The 16,015-nt window shown below is 59.4% G+C and carries 12 protein-coding genes and 2 pseudogenes; 6 read left to right on the plus strand and 8 right to left on the minus strand.

Going from position 1 to position 16,015, the window contains the following annotated elements:
• Positions 1-153: 153 nt before the first annotated feature.
• Positions 154-942, plus strand: a complete 789-nt coding sequence (locus NATTI_RS0121015) for an enoyl-CoA hydratase/isomerase family protein (RefSeq protein ID WP_006092091.1) — start codon at positions 154-156, stop codon at positions 940-942.
• Between the two features lie 214 nt (positions 943-1,156).
• Here NATTI_RS0121015 and NATTI_RS0121020 read toward each other — a convergent pair whose 3' ends face one another.
• Entirely contained in the window at positions 1,157-1,381 is a 225-nt protein-coding gene (locus NATTI_RS0121020; RefSeq protein WP_006092092.1) for a HalOD1 output domain-containing protein, read from the minus strand.
• 490 nt (positions 1,382-1,871) lie between these two features.
• Here NATTI_RS0121020 and NATTI_RS25085 point away from each other — a divergent pair, with 490 nt between their 5' ends.
• The 4 genes from NATTI_RS25085 (at position 1,872) to NATTI_RS0121045 (ending at position 6,466) form a co-directional block, all read left to right on the plus strand.
• Positions 1,872-3,098: an acyl-CoA dehydrogenase family protein gene (locus NATTI_RS25085; RefSeq protein WP_019992102.1), complete on the plus strand. Its 1,227-nt coding sequence runs from the start codon at positions 1,872-1,874 to the stop codon at positions 3,096-3,098.
• 232 nt (positions 3,099-3,330) lie between these two features.
• Positions 3,331-4,674, plus strand: coding sequence for a phenylacetate--CoA ligase family protein (locus NATTI_RS0121035; protein ID WP_006092093.1), 1,344 nt, complete (start codon positions 3,331-3,333; stop codon positions 4,672-4,674).
• A gap of 186 nt (positions 4,675-4,860) precedes the next feature.
• Positions 4,861-5,298, plus strand: a complete 438-nt coding sequence (locus tag NATTI_RS0121040; protein ID WP_006092094.1) for a Zn-ribbon domain-containing OB-fold protein — start codon at positions 4,861-4,863, stop codon at positions 5,296-5,298.
• Positions 5,291-6,466, plus strand: coding sequence for a thiolase C-terminal domain-containing protein (locus tag NATTI_RS0121045; protein WP_006092095.1), 1,176 nt, complete (start codon positions 5,291-5,293; stop codon positions 6,464-6,466). The genes NATTI_RS0121040 and NATTI_RS0121045 overlap by 8 nt, the downstream gene beginning before the upstream one ends.
• Before the next feature lie 95 nt (positions 6,467-6,561).
• Here NATTI_RS0121045 and NATTI_RS0121050 read toward each other — a convergent pair.
• The 6 genes and pseudogenes from NATTI_RS0121050 to NATTI_RS0121075 all read right to left on the minus strand — a co-directional run bounded on the left by NATTI_RS0121050 (position 6,562) and on the right by NATTI_RS0121075 (position 12,945).
• Positions 6,562-7,816 (minus strand): annotated as a pseudogene (locus NATTI_RS0121050) (RNA-guided endonuclease InsQ/TnpB family protein).
• Positions 7,813-8,253, minus strand: a complete 441-nt coding sequence (tnpA, locus tag NATTI_RS0121055) for an IS200/IS605 family transposase (protein WP_027119252.1) — start codon at positions 8,251-8,253, stop codon at positions 7,813-7,815. Before tnpA ends, NATTI_RS0121050 begins: the two are co-directional and overlap by 4 nt.
• Before the next feature lie 289 nt (positions 8,254-8,542).
• A complete protein-coding gene (locus NATTI_RS0121060) occupies positions 8,543-9,271 on the minus strand; it encodes an SDR family oxidoreductase (protein WP_027119253.1) in 729 nt (242 codons plus the stop codon).
• Positions 9,268-10,506 carry a phenylacetate--CoA ligase family protein gene (locus NATTI_RS0121065; protein WP_006092098.1) on the minus strand — a complete coding sequence of 413 codons (1,239 nt, stop codon included), beginning with the start codon at positions 10,504-10,506 and terminating at the stop codon, positions 9,268-9,270. Before NATTI_RS0121065 ends, NATTI_RS0121060 begins: the two co-directional genes overlap by 4 nt.
• Before the next feature lie 58 nt (positions 10,507-10,564).
• Positions 10,565-11,203 (minus strand): annotated as a pseudogene (locus tag NATTI_RS25660) (IS6 family transposase).
• A 155-nt stretch (positions 11,204-11,358) separates the two neighbouring features.
• Positions 11,359-12,945 (minus strand): TCP-1/cpn60 chaperonin family protein, encoded by a 1,587-nt coding sequence (locus NATTI_RS0121075; protein ID WP_006092100.1) that lies wholly within the window; start codon positions 12,943-12,945, stop codon positions 11,359-11,361.
• Between the two features lie 495 nt (positions 12,946-13,440).
• On the opposite strand from NATTI_RS0121075, the gene NATTI_RS0121080 reads away from it, so the two are divergent.
• A complete protein-coding gene (locus tag NATTI_RS0121080) occupies positions 13,441-14,580 on the plus strand; it encodes a tyrosine-type recombinase/integrase (protein WP_006092101.1) in 1,140 nt (379 codons plus the stop codon).
• Between the two features lie 23 nt (positions 14,581-14,603).
• Here the strand turns inward: NATTI_RS0121080 and NATTI_RS0121085 are convergent, their stop codons facing one another.
• Complete coding sequence (locus tag NATTI_RS0121085; RefSeq protein ID WP_006092102.1) at positions 14,604-15,095, minus strand: hypothetical protein; 492 nt, start codon at positions 15,093-15,095, stop codon at positions 14,604-14,606.
• Positions 15,096-16,015: the final 920 nt, after the last annotated feature.

Genomic DNA, 16,015 nt, shown 5'->3' on the forward strand with positions numbered 1-16,015 from the left:
GACCATCGCGCGGAGGGACCTGTTCACACGGTCGGCTCGTCGACGGAATACTCGAGACGATCGATACTAGGAAACGAGCTCGAACTACTACTCCGACAGCGGTGTAATTTGATAGATAGTTATTTGTGCGATTGTCGATACCTCTCATATGGCATGGATACGGAGTACAACGATATCGACGTGAGTCTCGAGGACGATGGTCGAGCGAGAATACGGTTGAACAGACCGGAGTCCCTGAACGCGCTCAGCAATCGTATGGCCGACGAAATACTCGCCGCACTGGACCGACTCGAGGAGGAAGACGTACGGGTGCTCGTCCTCAGGGGAGCCGAGGGTAACTTTTGTGCCGGCGCCGACGTCGGGTCCCCGCCGGCAGAGACCAAACCCCACGAACAGACCCGTCGGTTTCGCCGACTCCGGCGGATGTTCAACCGCATCGAGAGTTTCCCCCGACCGACGGTCGCCGCGATCGAGGGATACTGCCTGGGCGGGGGGTGTGAGATCGCTTGCTGCTGTGATACCCGCATCGCCACCGAGAGCGCGACCATCGGCGTCCCGGAGATCATGCTCGGTGTGATCCCAGCCGGCGGTGGCACTCAGCGGCTCTCTCGACTCATCGGCCTCTCACGGGCGCGGGACATGGTCCTCCGTGGAAAGCACCACGATGCGGAGACGATGCAGGAGTACGGGTTCGTCCACGAACTCGCCGACGACGACGCGTTCGAAGCCGAACTCGAGACGGTCGTCGAGGAGTACCTGCTACGTCCACCGGTCGCGATGGAAGTAGCGAAGATGGCGATCAACGGCGGTTTTGAAGCCGCTCTCGAGTCCGGCCTCGAGATGGAGGCACTCGCGACCGGCGTCGTCTTCGGTACCGAGGACGCACAAGAAGGACTCGAAGCGTTCCGCGAGGATCGAGATCCCGAGTTCGAGGGCGAGTAAGGCGTATCGACCCCGATCGGATGCCGGGCGACGGGCTCGGCGGGGCCCGTCACCGGCCGATCCGTTTCCGTTCGCGTCCCGTCGGTGGCGAGTTAGCGAAACGAAGTTCTCCTCTACAATCCGCCGACGGCAAGAAGAGGACGTTTCACGGCGGGACCGACAGACGATCCGCGTGACGAGCTGGGGCGGTCGCGACCGGGAGGGAAGCCGAATCTCACTCCTGGTGGACCGCTCGGACGTGAACCGCTCCGGTTCCCCGAACGACGACTCTATACCCCGTATACCGAAAATCAACCTGCGTTTCGGGGGCACAAGAGTCCGCCCTGAACAACGTATTCAGGGCCTCGGGGTCGATCGCTTCGTGGAGTGGCGGCAGTTCGAAGCGGTCGGCGTCGGTCGCTTTCGCGACTGCAGAGACGACGGCGAAAACGGGTGTCATCCCGGTATCGTCGCCCCAGGCAGAACTGTCGGTGATTACTAAATCCGTTGACGGGTCAGCCGTGCTAACCCGAGTGTCATCCCCTGACATCACTCGACCATGCTACGATCTCGCATAAATCCGTTGTTGACCGGTCGATATAGTGCGCGAGAGACCACCGGGGGAGCTGATCTACCCTCGACACCGTACTGGGGAAGCTGATCCGCCCTCGACATCGGCTCGATGTTCCGTATTTGTGCCGCGATCGGTATGTTCGATCTCGGTCACCTCGGCACGTCCCAGTCCGCCCGGCCGGTTTACGGCGCCGGTTGATTCGGGTTCACAGCGTCGTACGAATCCGATGACTGTCGGATCGGGTGGCTGCAATCCTATAAATCCCTCGCCTCGCCGAGTCGTCCCACACGCCAGGCGTGATATCTTACGAAAAATCTACAAATTGATATCTTGGTGGAGTACTAGACTTATTAGCTCGGGCGGTGATCTTCAACGCATGCGGTCAGATCAAAGCTTCGAAGACTACCGCGAGTCGATGCTCGACTACCTGTGGAGCGAGATCGAACCACACGCCGAGGAGTGGGACGAGACGGGCGACCTCCCGCGAGAGGAGCTCTGGGATGAGTGGCAGGAGATGGGCTTTCTCGGCGCGATGGCTCCCGAGGAGTACGGCGGACTCGACCTGACACAGCGGGAGTACGTCGAACTCGAGAAGGAGTGGGCGAAAGTGTCCGGCGGACTCCGGGTCATCCTCCACGTTCACAACACGAACGTCGAACTGCTGGACCACGTTGGGACCGAGGCTCAGAAGGATCGGTGGATGCCGGAGATCGTCGACGAGGGCGCGTCGTTCGCGTTCGCGCTGACCGAACCGCACGCGGGCTCCGGGACGGACATCGAAACCCACGCCGAGAAAGACGACGACGAGTACGTTCTGAACGGCGAGAAACATCACATCACGAACGCCGACTTCACCGAATATTTCAACGTCATCACGCGGACGGAGAACGGCTTCTCCATTCTAGTCGTACCGCGGGACGCTGACGGGTTTACCATCAGAGAGATGCCCGAAACGATGGGGAGTCACGGATCGGAACACTGCTATCTCCACTTCGACGACGTGCGCGTTCCCGAGGAGAACCTGCTCGGTCGCGAGGAAGGCAGCGGCGTCCGCGACGCGGTCGACCACCTCCGGGTGAGCCGAATCTACATCGGTGCGAACGCGCTGGGGATCTCCGAACGCTGTCTGGAGGAAGCGGTCAATTGGGCGAAAATGCGCGTCACCTTCGGTAAGCCGATCGCCGAGCGGCAGGCCGTCCAGCAGTACCTCGGTGAGATGGCCCGAGACGTCTACGCGCTTCGCCTCGCCGTCGAGGACGCCGCCCGACAGGTGGACGAGAAGGGGCGGGCGGGTATCGAGGCGGACCTCTGCAAGCTCATGGCGAAGGACGTCACCCAGCGAGTCACCGACAACGCGATGCTCGTGTTCGGCGGGTTGGGGTACTACCGCGAGGTCCCGGTTCAGCGGTTCTACCGCGACGCGCGGCTCAACTGGCTCGAAGAGGGAACCCCCTCGATCCAGCAGATCACCGCCGCGAAGAACCTTCTGAACGGCGAGTACCCCTACGAACTCGACGAGCAGGCCGTCGACCACCTGGACAATCCGGTCGACGAATACGATTCCGACGGCGGGAACGAGTACGAACTGTCCTACGAACTGTAGCCGGCGCCGACCGACGTCCGGTGGCGTCACCGACTTCGGTCCCTCGAAACGACCTTTCGATCGATGACCGGAACGGTAGCCGTGGATCGCTCTGTTATCGACGCCAAGCTGTGCGTGCAGCGCGTGAAAGGATCCGAAACCCACGGAGTATCGGTCGGGTTCGCCCGCTCGACGGTTAGCGTGCGAACTTGTCCCAAAGGCTTAATAGTGGTATGGTCGATTCCTACACGTCATGGGAGAGTCACACGCTACCGACGCGTTCAATCCCGAGCGCGAGTTCATGGAGCGAGAGGAGATCGAGGACCGTCAGGAACGGATGCTTCGAGAGAAGGTCGAACACGCGTACAAGAACACGAGCCACTACCGGGAGGCGTTCGACGAGGCGGATATCGATCCGTCGGACATCAAGACGATCGACGACTACCAGCGGCTCGTCCCTACGATGCTCAAAGAGGACGTCCGGGAAAATCGGTCGGTCGAGGATCCGTTCGGCGGGTTCCTCGCCGTCGACAGGGACGAAATCGACTACTACCACACCTCGACGGGGACGACCGGCACGCCCACGTTTATGCCGGTGCAGGAAACGGAGGTAAGTGCGGCCAGCGAACTCATCGCCCGAACGCTCTATCCGAGCGGGATCGCGGAGGGAGACGTCGCACTCAACGCCGGAATGTTCTACCACCTCTACAGCCGCATGATCGAGGACGCCTACCACAATCACCTCGATATGATTCACTTCAATCGCGGCGGACTCCCGTTCGAGGTCGAGAGCGATCTGGAGGAGGACGTCGAACTGTGGGAGATGGGTAACCCCGCCGTAATAAACATGACTCACTCCTCGCTGCAGAAGGCCACGACGCTCCTGCAGGAACACGATATCGATCCGAGTGACGCGTTTCCGGAGCTGAAAGCGGTCGTCACCGCCGGTGCGGTCGTCACCGGAACTGCCCGGCAGGAACTGGAGGAGTTCTGGGGCGTCCCGCTCATCGAGCACGGCGGCCCGACTGACCAGATGTCGTTTATGGGAACGTTTTGCGAGGCCCGAACCGAAGGGTGGGGTCACTTCTTCGAGGACCAAGGGTTCCACGAAATCATCGACCTCGACACCCTCGAACCGGTCGCCGAGGGCGAACGCGGCGAACACACGTACACCACGTTCCATCTCGACAGCACCCCGTATCTCCGGTGGCGCTCGGAGGACGCCGGTGTCCACGGCGGGTACGATTGCTCCTGTGGCCGCTGTCACATGCGGACTCAGATCCTCGGCCGAACGGTCCAGGCAGTGAACGTCCAGGAAACCTCGGTGTTCCCGCGGGATTTCGAGGAGGTCCGGGACCGCCACGGCTATCCCGAATCGCCCTACCAGATCGTCCGGCGCCCCGAGCAGCCACAGGACCTCCTGACGGTGTTGTTCTCGGCCGACATCTCCGATCAGGAGCGGACGTCGATCGTCTCGGATCTCGCCGAGAGCCTCGGCCTCGAGGAGTCGGACGTGGATATGGACCACATCGACGAGGACGACATTCCGATGAAAGGGCAGTGGAAGTACCGGCTCATCCGTGACGAGGACGAATAACGGACGTTCGATCGAACGTCTGAACGACACGGTTCGAGACGCGGCGGAACCGGGTCGATCGGTGCGAACGCGCCTGTTCGCTCTCGACTGCGGTGGACGCAGACAGTAGGGACAGCGGCCCGAGCTTCGCCGACTCGTCGTCCTTCCTTTCGAAATTCTTATGACCGAGGCTGTGGATGTGAATCTATGTCACGGGTACATCCCGAGTACGACGAATCGCGGCGACTCGTCGACGGTTCGATACGCGTTGCTGAGGACGGCTATCCCGTTCTCGTGGGTACGGAGTGTGCGGAGTGTGGGTTCGTCGTCTTTCCGACGCGGTCGTTTTGCCGGAACTGCCTCTCGGAGGACGTCACCGACGTCGACCTCTCACGCGATGGTGAGCTCCGGACGTACACCGTCGCACGCACCGGACAGGAAGGGTTCGAGCCGCCGTACGCGTTCGGCTTCGTCGATCTCCCCGAAGGGGTCCGACTCTACTCCCTCCTCGAGGGTTGGGAGACGGGGACCCTCGAGGTCGGAGCGCCGGTGGAACTGACCATAGACGAGATCAAACCGGATCCCGAAACCGGTGATCCCCTGTTCGGTCACGTGTTCCGACTCGTGGAGGGTGACGATGAGTGATCACGACGTCGCCGTCGTCGGCGTCGGCCAGTCGGAGTTCGGAGCGCTGGAGGGACAGCGGGTGACGGAGTTCGGGGGACGGGCCGTCCGCGAGGCGCTGCTCGCATCGAACGTCGACAACGACGGTATCGAGGAGGCGTACATCGGCAACGTCGCCAGCGCCGCACAGGACCAGACCGGCGTCGTCGGGCAGGCAGTGCTGCGCGAGGTCGGAGTGACGGGCATCCCGATCACCCGCGTCGAAAACGCCTGTGCCAGTTCGACGTGTGCGTTCCGAGAGGCATACAGGACCGTTCGGTCCGGTGAGTGCGACGTCGTGCTCGCACTGGGCGTCGAGAAGATGACCGGCGTCCCGACCGACGTCGCCCTGAAGGACATGAGCGGGGCCTCCGACGCGGAGGTCGAGGGGCCGATGGGAATGACGTTCATGGGCGTCTACGGGATGCGCGCGAACGCCTACATGGATCGGTTCGGCGATGTGCGCGAGGAGCTCGCTGACATCGCGGTAAAGAACCACTCGAACGGGCTCGCGAATCCGTACGCTCATCTGCACCTCGACGTCGGCCGCGAAGACGTCCTCGACTCCCGGATGGTCGCCGATCCGATCCGGCTACTCGACGCCTGCCCGATGTCTGACGGCGCGGCTGCGGCCGTTCTTGCACGCGGCGAGGTAGCCGAGAAACTGACGGACGAGCCGGTGTACGTCGACGCCGTCGAAGCGTCCAGCGGGGACTACCTCGACAGCGACCTGGAGTACTGGCGCGAGGAACTCGACGAACGAGTCTCCGAGCGAGCCTATCGCGAGGCTGGCATCGGTCCCGACGATCTCGACGTCGTCGAGGTCCACGACGCGGCCACCATCGGTGAACTGATGCACTACGAGGGGCTCGGGCTGGCGAGTCACGGCGAAGGCGCGTCGCTCGTTCGCAACGGGGACGTGCTACTGGACGGACGGATTCCGGTCAATCCCAGCGGCGGACTCAAGTCACGAGGGCATCCGGTCGGGGCGACGGGGATCGCCCAGGTCTGCGAACTCGTCTGGCAGCTCCGCGGCGAAGCCGGCGATCGACAGGTCAACGATCCCACCATCGGTCTCGCTCAGAACTCCGGTGGGGCGCTCGTCGGCGAAGGGGGCGTCTCCACGGTGACGATACTCAGCACCCGCTGAAATCGAATCGTCGCCCTGCTGGGTTGACCTCATCCGCGTGAACGCGGAGGAATCCCGCCACGGGATTTCAGGCCGAGCAAAGCGGCCTGTTGGTTTCAAGACGCATACGTTCCAAGCGTCACCTGCTGGTTTTCAGCATCGGCTTGGCTGTCTTGCGGCCCGGTCAAAGAGGCCCCATCCGTAGCCAAGTCATCGTCACCGGCCTTCTGCCGGGAAGCTCGGTCGCTTTGGCGGTGACTCTCTCCACTACGGTAGCGGTCTGAAATGTTTATCGCCCCGTTCACGTCGGCTTGATACTCACCGACCAAACAGCCGTCGTTCGAGCATTTGAACGTCGCCTGTCGTGGCCGGTAGCCATGTTCACCGCAGGCGTGGCACGCCTTCGACGTGTTCCGGGGATTCACCGTCTCGACGGGAATCCCTTTCTCGGCGGCTTTGTAGCGAATCTGTGCGTAGAGCTTGGCAAAGCCCACCCATGCAACTGCCGATTCATGTACTCGCCGTAGTCCATGTTCTCGCGAATGTACGTCAAGTCTTCCAGCACCAGCACTGGGTTCTCGACGGACTCGGCGCAGTCCACAACCTCGCGGGTTACACGGTGGAACAGGTCGTCAATCTGGTCCCACAGTGCGTCACGTAGGACTCTGCGATTCGTTCACTGCCGCGCTGCTGAAGGCGTCTCTTGGCGATGAAGTAGGTTTTGCGGAGCCGACGAACGGCCTTGCCGTCGTCGGCCCACAGTCGGGGGCGAGCAGGAGAACCGTACTCGTCGCGGTGACACATCGTGACGAGACTCGCTTCTCCAATGTCCACGCTGATCGGCGTCCGCTCGTCGGCGGACGCCTCAGATTGGTCCTCCACATCGCGGGTAACGGTGATGTGGAGATACCACGTTCCGTCCCGCTCGAACAGCTGACTTTCACCCATCTCGGCGTCGTCTGCGTACAACGCTTCGAGCCAATCCCACTGTTCGGGATTGGCGCGTACCGGAATCCAGAGGTGGTAATCCTCGTGGTGTGGGACTTTGACGTACCACTCGATAGCGTTCTGTGGCTGATGGTCAAGTTGCAGTCCCTCGTTGGTGAACCGCACCGGGTGGTCGTCGTGAAGTTCGTCGGCGTCGTAGCTGTTGTGCAGTTGTGGGACGTACTTCTTGAGGGCGTTTTTGGCGTAGCCGCTCAGGTCGTACTCAACAACCACGTCGTTGGCCGCTGACTGTGTGTCACAGCCAGCGGTAAAGGCGGCCTGAAGCGCCTGCTGGTAAGCGTCTCGTATCTCTCGAAGCTTCTGACGCTTGTGGACGTTCGGGTCCACAAGCTTCAATTCGAGCGTTTTTGTGAGTTCGGTCACGCTTCGGCCTCCTTGTGTCGGTTGATGTAGTCCTCGACAGTTTCGCTGGAGACGTGTCCGGCTGTTCCGGTGTAGTAGCCGCGTTCCCACCGGATTTTCTCGCTATCGTGGTCGGCGTGGCGGTGGTTGTACTTCCGTGATGAAATGCACTTGAACCAGTTGGCGAGTAGTGACGGACTGTGTTTGGGCGGGCTACTGACGAACAGGTGAACGTGGTCGGGCTGAACAGTCAGGTTTTGAATGTCCAATCCCTTCTCGTCGGCAATTTCGTGGGGAATGGATTCCACACGGTCAGCAACCTCCCCCGTCAGTACCGTGTTGCGGTACTGAGCGGAACCCTGTTCCGCGATGTCCGCAGAGCCGTCGGTTCTGCGAGACTTCGGGAGCCACACTATGTGGTAGTTGAGGTTGCAGATTGCGTGCCGTGTGGTCTTCATTTGTGCCACACACTATGGTCATCTCATGAAAAATATCTTTCAAAAACGGTAGAAAATCCAGCAGTGCAATAGAACGGTGGACTGTCACACTATGCTGTCCGCTCAACTCCCGCCTGTTCGCTCCTCGGTTCCGACGGAGCGTCGGAACACTCGTCACTCACGGGAAGACGGGGGTATGCGCTCGATAACTCTATCAACGGCTTCACGAATCGATCGGCCTTTATATCGTCCGGTGGACGACGTGACCGCGTCGGTCCGGCGAACCGTCCGAAAGACCGGACGGTCAGGGTCAGTGATAGACCACCGGAATGGAGTCGGGTGGAACCGCGACGATCTCCGGAACGTATACGCCCGGCGGTCGAGTCGCGAGAAAGACGACGATCTCGGTGATATCGTCCGTGTCGAGGCGATCGACTTGAGCGATATCGTCGGTCATTTCGGTCGCTACCTGCCCGGGACAGACGGAACTCACCCGAATGGACGTCTCCTTCAGTTCCTTTGCCAACGTGTTCGTCATACCCTGGATACCGTGTTTCGACGCGCCGTACGCGCTCGTGCCGGCGAATCCAACCTTTCCCGTGAGCGAGCCCATATTGACGATCGTCCCCTCCTCGCGCTCCAGCATTCCGCCGGCGAGTGCCTCCCGACTACACCGAAACGCGCCACTGAGGTTTACGTCGAGTACCGTCTCCCACTCGTCGTCGGTGAGTTCCCAGAGCGATCCCTCGGTGGACGCCCCCGCGTTGTTCACGAGGAGGTCTACCTGCTCGAACGCTCCTCGAGTGCGGTCGAACAGTGCCGTCACGTCGCCAGTCGAGGTCACGTCGGTCGGGACCGCAATCGCCTCGCTCCCGCGGTCGCGGATCGTTTCGGCCACCCGCGTAATCTCGTCCTCGCTCCGAGCGGCAAGAGCGACGTTCATCCCCTCATCGGCGAGTCCGAGGGCGATGTTCCGGCCGATTCCGCGACCGGCGCCCGTGACGACCGCCGTCTTTCCGTCGAGATCCATGCTGGTCATCGGTCATCGATAACGACCCCATCGGCTGTCGCCTCGAACTCGGGCTCGATACTGAGTTCGTCCATCGAGATGTTCAGGATTGAGCGGACCTCGCCGGCGAACGCCTCCCGATCGACCGAATCCGGATCGCCCGCGACCGTCAGCGCAACGTGATCCGTCGTCCCCTTCGGACGAGTCAGTCGAATCTCGAGATTCTCGTGGTCGAGCTCGTCGACGCCCGCCACGTACATCGTTAGTTCGTCGGGATACAGTTTTACCCCTTTCACCTTCTTCATGCTGTCGACACGACCGAACACACCCTGGGGGAGGACGTAGTCGCCGTACTCCGACTCGCGTTTCTCGAGGATCGTGAGGTCACCGGTCCGGTATCTGAGGACGGGAGTCGAATCGGGGGAGAGCGTCGTGAGCACGAGCTCACCCTTCTCGCCGCGCTCGAGCAGCTCCCCCGTTTCCGGGTCGACGACTTCGGGGAACACGCGATCGGTAAACACGTGCATGCCAGCCTCCTCCCGCGACTCGAAGCCGACAAACCCGACCTCGCTCAGCCCGTAGTTATCGACGACGGTCACGTCTCCGCCGTAGGCCTCGCGTACCTCCTCGCGATAGCCCTCGATCGCGGTAAACGGCTCACCGCCGCCGATGACGATATCGACCCCGTCGAGGGTTTCGTCCGCAGTAGTGGCGAGCTCCTGTGCAAAACTCGGGAATCCGCTCACGACCGTTACGTCGTAGTCGCGAATGATCTGGACCTGTTCTTCCGCGTTCCCCGGTCCCATCGGAATGTGAGTTGCGCCGATCGTCTCGGCGGCACCGGCGATCGACCAGCCGAACGGGTACGGCATCATCCCGGCAGTGTTCAGCACCACGTCGTCCTCGGTGACGCCGACCAAGCGGTACGCCTCCGCGAGGCGCTCCTCGTCTCGCCGAATGTCGTCCTCGGTGGCGGGAACCGGCATTCGATGGTCCATGTATGGACTGGGCGTGAGATTACACCGGACCACGTCGTCCGGATCCACCAGGCTCCCGAAGGGGGGGTTCGACTTGACATCGTCGGCCTGGTCGCCGGCGTCCATCGTCGGCAGTTCGCGGAACTGGTCGATCGAGTCGATATCGCTCGGTTCGAGCTCTGCCTTCTCGAAGGCTGTACGATAGAGATCGTACTCGTAGAGCCGTTCGGCCGCCTCTCGGAGCTTTGTGACTACCTCGTCGGTCTCATCGAGCGTCGCACGTGTCATAGCAAGCAAGCAATTGACACACCTGTAGAAAAGCTTTGCCCAGCCACAGGGGTCGTGTTTAGTTTGTAGCATTGTGCCAGACGGCGAAGGCTTGGAGCCACGATTCTGCTGTCGACGGTTGTGCGTGGCTGAAACAGTTTGAGAATGAAGAGGTACGGCGCTTTATCTCACAAAAGACACGTTCAACACTGTTCCGACCTCCATGTTTTTCGTATCGAAATCGGAGCCCAGATCAGCGGAGTGCAGTCTGAAGATGTTTTGTTCCATCAACGAGAAACATAGCATCGTCGAGGTCATGTTTCTCAGTGAGTTCCTGCAGGAACTGTTCTGTCAGAGCGGTCGTAGTCGTCGAATACAGCCGTGTATGGAGTATCTTGTTAGTTTCTGGATCGACAGCAGTGTACAGCCAATAGCGGTGTTCGTCAAGTTGAATCACCGTTTCGTCAAGCGCGATGTGATTCGGATCCTCGTCAACTGCCGGCTGTAGATCGCATTTGTTAACCCAATCGTGGACTGCCTTTCGACTGCGCTCGACACCGAACTTTTCTAATTTTCGAACAGTGTTCGAAAGCGAGAGACCAGCAAGGTGGAGTCGAATACCAAGTTCCATCAGCTGACGCGGTGTCCGCTCTCGCTCCACAAAACTCAAATCAATCCAGTCGCTACACCAGCTGAGGCGGTCGATTTTGGCATGGATACCATAAAATCGCACCGCCTCACTTTTCACGCTTAACGAAACAGCGCCGCCACAGAAGGTAGATAGTCCGGAGCAGAACGGGCGAGGTTGTACCGGAACTGACGTACAGCGGCCCTACGAGAGGACCGGTCGAGCGATCGCGGTCTGCCCAACAATCACTTCACGGCAACGATTTCGTCGATTGTGATGGCGTGTATCGTCGCATCGAATGCTGCAGTGACGGCAGCCCGCTTCACTGCCAACGAATCGATCACGCCAGCGTCGACGACAGAGTCCACGCGAGCGGGGCCATCCGACGGGTCCACCACTCCGGCTGCCTCCTCAGGAACGCGAGCCCGAACTGTCGTCACCGCGTCCAGATCGTCTAGCCCGACGTTTGTTGCTAACGTCCGAACTACCGTCTCAAAAGTGTCGGCGATGGTTTCCAGAATTATCGCTTCCCGCCCTGCGGTCTCCGCGCCAGCCCAGCGAAGCGAGCGTGCGATGTGCATTTCACTACATCCGCCACCGGGAACGGTGGCGGGTTCCCGGACCGCAGCGGCGGTCGCTCCGATCGCAGCTTCGAGCCCTCGCTCGATCTCCTCGGCGCTCGTCCACGTTCCTCCGCGAGTGAGAACGGTAGTGGCCGCTGTGGATTCACACTCCCCGATGAGTGTGTACGACAGCGGACCGAACGTCAACTCCTCTACCTGACCCGCGTATCCGATATCAGTGGGACTAATATCTTGTACATCGCCGACGACGCTCGCGCCCGTCGCTGCGGCTACGCTCTCGAGTATGTTCTCCGGTTTAGCCCGGCGAACGGTGAGGATTCCCTCGCGGAGGAGGGCTGTGGAAACGCGCTCATCGATGCCCTTTCGAGTGACGAGCACATCGACGCCGGCTTCGCGTAGCGGCCGGACGAATCGGTCGTGAACCGCATCTTCAGCACGGTGGAACGCGTTCAGTTGCTCGGGTGAAGAAGGAGCCGCCCGTCGCTGTGTCTCCGCTTCTCCTCTGGTCGTTTCGATGTAGAACTTCTGGTCGACGGTCGCCACGCGAGCGTCCCGGATCGATGTCCGATCCCGGTTGAGGAGCTCTTTCTGGACGAGGATCCCGTCAAACCGTTGAGTCTGTGCCCGCGAGGAACCGGTCCGTGCGATCACGTGCGCGCGGTCAGTATCAAGCAGTAGGCCACCCGCCTCCGTGGGCCGAGCGTCTCGCGCTAGGGCTGTCAACACCTCGGTTATGAGCGGGCCAAACGCTGCCCCGTCGATGAGCTTCGTTCGCGCCTGCGATTGGGCGAGCGCGCGCATATGCGAGTCGGTCGGATCCGGTTCGATTGGGAAGGCAGCGTCCTCGAGCGTTTGTACGGCGATCGCTCGTGCCTGCTCTAGCCCGTTTCGAACGATCTGTGGATGGATTCCCGTCTCGATCGTCGTCTCGAGGCAGTCGGTCAGTAGCCGAGCGGTGAGCAAGACACTCGTGACGACCCCATCATCGTAGTGGGACGATTGAGTGTTGCCGACACCGTAGAGGAGTCGACCGACGGGGTGATCGACCTCGATGGTCCGAAGGACGCGGCTGCAGTCACGAGTGACGATCGACTCACCCTCCTCTGGGATGACGAGTTTGTACATCCCTTGCGGTCCGAGCATGGTCTCGGTCAGGTCGACGAACGACCTGGCCGCCGTTCGAAAGTTATCGTGTACCGCCGCTTCCGAGAGGAGACTCTTGGTCGTCGGTGACCGCTCTATAGGCATAGTGTCAGGGGGCGATCAACGGTATTAATGCTTGGGATCGCCTCGACCGTGGCGGCTGATAATACGGTGGTGCTGCTGACGAAGGAGACAGGAATCGAGTAGGAGACGCTCAGCGTTAGGCCCATCTCTCGATGAGAACGCTGTCCGCTCAGCAAACCACCGAAGTGGTGATAGTCCGAGAAAAATGGCGGTGGAGAACCGATCTGAAGCGGTTCCCGATCGGGAATCTGTCTGCAATCGTGTATTACAGCCGTGCTACACCTGATAGAGTCTAAACTTCTAAACCTCGAAAATTTCTTATAGCGCTATATGATTTATTGATTGGCTAAACACAGATTACATGGGCTGAAGGGCGGCAAATCAAGAAATACGTGGGTACTATCGAATACGCTTGATTAGGTGAATAATCAAGTGTAGTTTTATGATGGTCGCCTCCCTCTATCAATCACGACCGATGGAATCTAGCCAGATCCGGGCTCCCGAGGGTGATCACGCGTGACCATTGAATCAACGGCTGTTGGGGCGCCGCTCGAGGAGTTCCTTCGATCGAAGTCCAAGGGCGGCGAGGGAAGCGGGAACTACCGACGGAACCTCGAGCGCTGCGTCGAGGACTTCCTTGCATGGCTCGAGGCGGATTCGCAGTCCGGAACGACGTTCGACGAGATCGACGTACGAACGTTCCGCCGGTACGCGCGCGAACTCACAACCCGAGACCTCACGCCCGGAACGATTCGAACCTACTACGCTCAGGTGAGCGCCTACATTGGATGGTGCGTTCGAGAAGGACTTCTCGAGGTGAATTACGCGCAGCGAAACGTCGCGAAGGAGCCACTGCCAGAGAACAACGGACGACGATCGGGGGATCAACAGGCCTGGACCGACAAACACCGGCTACAGATCACTCGTTACGTCGACGAACAAGCTCACGACGCAGCAGATAAGAAGGGATTTGGCGCGATCAAAGAGTTCCGCGATCGAGCTCTTGTCTATGTCCTCTGCTACTCGGGGGTGCGGGGCGGAGAAATCTTTGCGGACCCAAAGGATGATCGGCGAAACGGGCTTCGCTGGAGCGATGTTTCCCTCGAGGATCAGAAGATGACCGTCCTTGCGAAGAAGCAGGATTGGTCCGATCGATCGTTGACGAAACAGGCTGTAAATCCTATGCTACGATACAGACATATACTCGATCCGGCTAGTGACGACTGGCCAGTGTTTCCAACGTTTCACCTTCCCTCGCTCTACGAGACGCTTCGAACTGGGTTACGAGATGTTTACGGCTGGTCGACCGACGATATCGAAACGTTCGTCGACGAACTCACCGGGCAGACCGAAGTGTTCGAAGCCCTGCGCGAATATGACCTCTCACCGACCTCGATCAATACAGACGGTGCTCGGAGGATCATGCGCCGACTCTGCGAGGGAGCCGATCTCGACCTCGAGGGGAAGCACGGCTATCTCGCTCCTCACGGAGGACGCCGTGGCGCTGGAGAGGTGATGGTTCGTCAGCGCGGATTCACCGCTGCTGCTCGTCTCTTAGATAACAGTGAGGAAGTTGTTCGCAAGTCATATTCACACATCGAAGCGAAAGAGATGGCCGAAGATGCGGGAAACGCCTTCTCCGAACACGACCAGTGAGTTTCAGTCCCTCACAAGGTCAGTTAGTCACTGAGCTCAGGAGCGTAGGATCCTTGATCAGGACTAGAGTAGCTGATCTCGTTGAACTCGTCGAACACAGCGTACGTGTTATCAGAGCCTTCGATTAGGAGGTTTGTCTCGTATTCGCTTTCGTCGAGTGGTACGGTCTTAGCGGTGGCCTCGACTAGCAGTTGATGGTATCCCTCGTCAGGATCGAGGCCGAGATTGTCCTCGTCAACGTGAGACAGGTGGTAGAGGTTCATCACGGTGTACTCTTCCATTGCTACGGACTGCCCCTCTCGAGTAGGATTCCGGTTTTTACGCCAGAGACTTGCGACGAATGTATCTCGCTGCTCGGTTAGGATCTCCCAATCTGTGGTATCCCGTTCTTGCAGTGATTGATTCTGTTCGCGTAGTGATTGGAAGACGCACAGATCACAGGTCGTCTCACCATGATCGGTCACTATGGGCTCACCGAGCAGCGTTTTCCTTGCCTTCTCGATTTCACTGCTCATGCTTCGATCGACCCTCCTTTTGGGACTGCGTAGTTGGTAATCTCTGCTTCTCGTCATTCGCCGCCTTTAAGAGATCGACGGCGGATCGTTCTTTCGTGGACATAATGCGTAAACCCTTGACGTCCACACCATGAGGCTGTGATCACCGTGTTTGAGCCGGTGATCGAACGCCTCTCGGAACTTTTTGCGGAGTTGTCATCCGCTCAGCCGCGGTGTCGACCAAGGGCAGTTTGGATCGGTCAGGGCTAACGTATAGTTCTTCCCCACACCCCCACGTTAGAAAGATTATATTCTGTATTATATGAAAATCATTTGTGGGTACAGTGCGTGAGGTCAGCCGGATTGTACTGGGCCCTATTGTAACCGTCAGAGCTACTTGCTCGAAAACCGTCATAATATTGCAGTGTATAACCTCGAGCGGTGCTGTATCTCCTTCCTGTTCGCGGTTTCAGCACTCGCCCGGGAAGGCACTCTTCGACTCAGTTCCGCTAAATCAACCCACCCCCCACCATGGGAATAGTTATTTGTAAACTCCCTATCTCGAGGACAAATATGAAGAAAAACGCTGACCCATCAAATAATGTCCAAGCACCATGCAAGAGACACAGTCCTCATTCACCTCCCAGTAGTATCTACTCAGTTCCTCCGTCAATAGGACTTGGTGCACTCGTCCTTCAAGGGCGTCTGAATGGATGTCTTACTCCTACCTTCGCCCATATCGATACTCTCATTGCTTTCCTCGTGGCGGGACCTCTCCTCACCGTGATCGGTTTCTTTGGTCTTGCTGAACTGATTTCTAGATTTGTCCCACACTCTCGGTATGAATACTACTTAACTAATGCTGTGAGTATCTGTTTTCGGGTTAGTTCCGTCCTGATCCTAATTGGACTATTCTTTGTCTTTTTCGTGATATTCCTTGC

This window comes from Natronorubrum tibetense GA33, assembly GCF_000383975.1.
Taxonomy (GTDB): domain Archaea; phylum Halobacteriota; class Halobacteria; order Halobacteriales; family Natrialbaceae; genus Natronorubrum; species Natronorubrum tibetense.

What these genes read in the sequence shown, in the direction of transcription:
- NATTI_RS25085 (WP_019992102.1), top strand. Translation starts at nt 1,872, where the DNA reads ATGCGGTCAGATCAAAGCTTCGAAGACTACCGCGAGTCGATGCTCGAC.
- NATTI_RS0121060 (WP_027119253.1), bottom strand. Translation starts at nt 9,271, where the DNA reads ATGACCAGCATGGATCTCGACGGAAAGACGGCGGTCGTCACGGGCGCC.
- NATTI_RS0121065 (WP_006092098.1), bottom strand. Translation starts at nt 10,506, where the DNA reads ATGACACGTGCGACGCTCGATGAGACCGACGAGGTAGTCACAAAGCTC.
- NATTI_RS0121035 (WP_006092093.1), top strand. Translation starts at nt 3,331, where the DNA reads ATGGGAGAGTCACACGCTACCGACGCGTTCAATCCCGAGCGCGAGTTC.
- NATTI_RS0121020 (WP_006092092.1), bottom strand. Translation starts at nt 1,381, where the DNA reads ATGACACCCGTTTTCGCCGTCGTCTCTGCAGTCGCGAAAGCGACCGAC.
- tnpA (WP_027119252.1), bottom strand. Translation starts at nt 8,253, where the DNA reads ATGAAGACCACACGGCACGCAATCTGCAACCTCAACTACCACATAGTG.
- NATTI_RS0121085 (WP_006092102.1), bottom strand. Translation starts at nt 15,095, where the DNA reads ATGAGCAGTGAAATCGAGAAGGCAAGGAAAACGCTGCTCGGTGAGCCC.
- NATTI_RS0121075 (WP_006092100.1), bottom strand. Translation starts at nt 12,945, where the DNA reads ATGCCTATAGAGCGGTCACCGACGACCAAGAGTCTCCTCTCGGAAGCG.
- NATTI_RS0121040 (WP_006092094.1), top strand. Translation starts at nt 4,861, where the DNA reads ATGTCACGGGTACATCCCGAGTACGACGAATCGCGGCGACTCGTCGAC.
- NATTI_RS0121015 (WP_006092091.1), top strand. Translation starts at nt 154, where the DNA reads ATGGATACGGAGTACAACGATATCGACGTGAGTCTCGAGGACGATGGT.
- NATTI_RS0121045 (WP_006092095.1), top strand. Translation starts at nt 5,291, where the DNA reads ATGAGTGATCACGACGTCGCCGTCGTCGGCGTCGGCCAGTCGGAGTTC.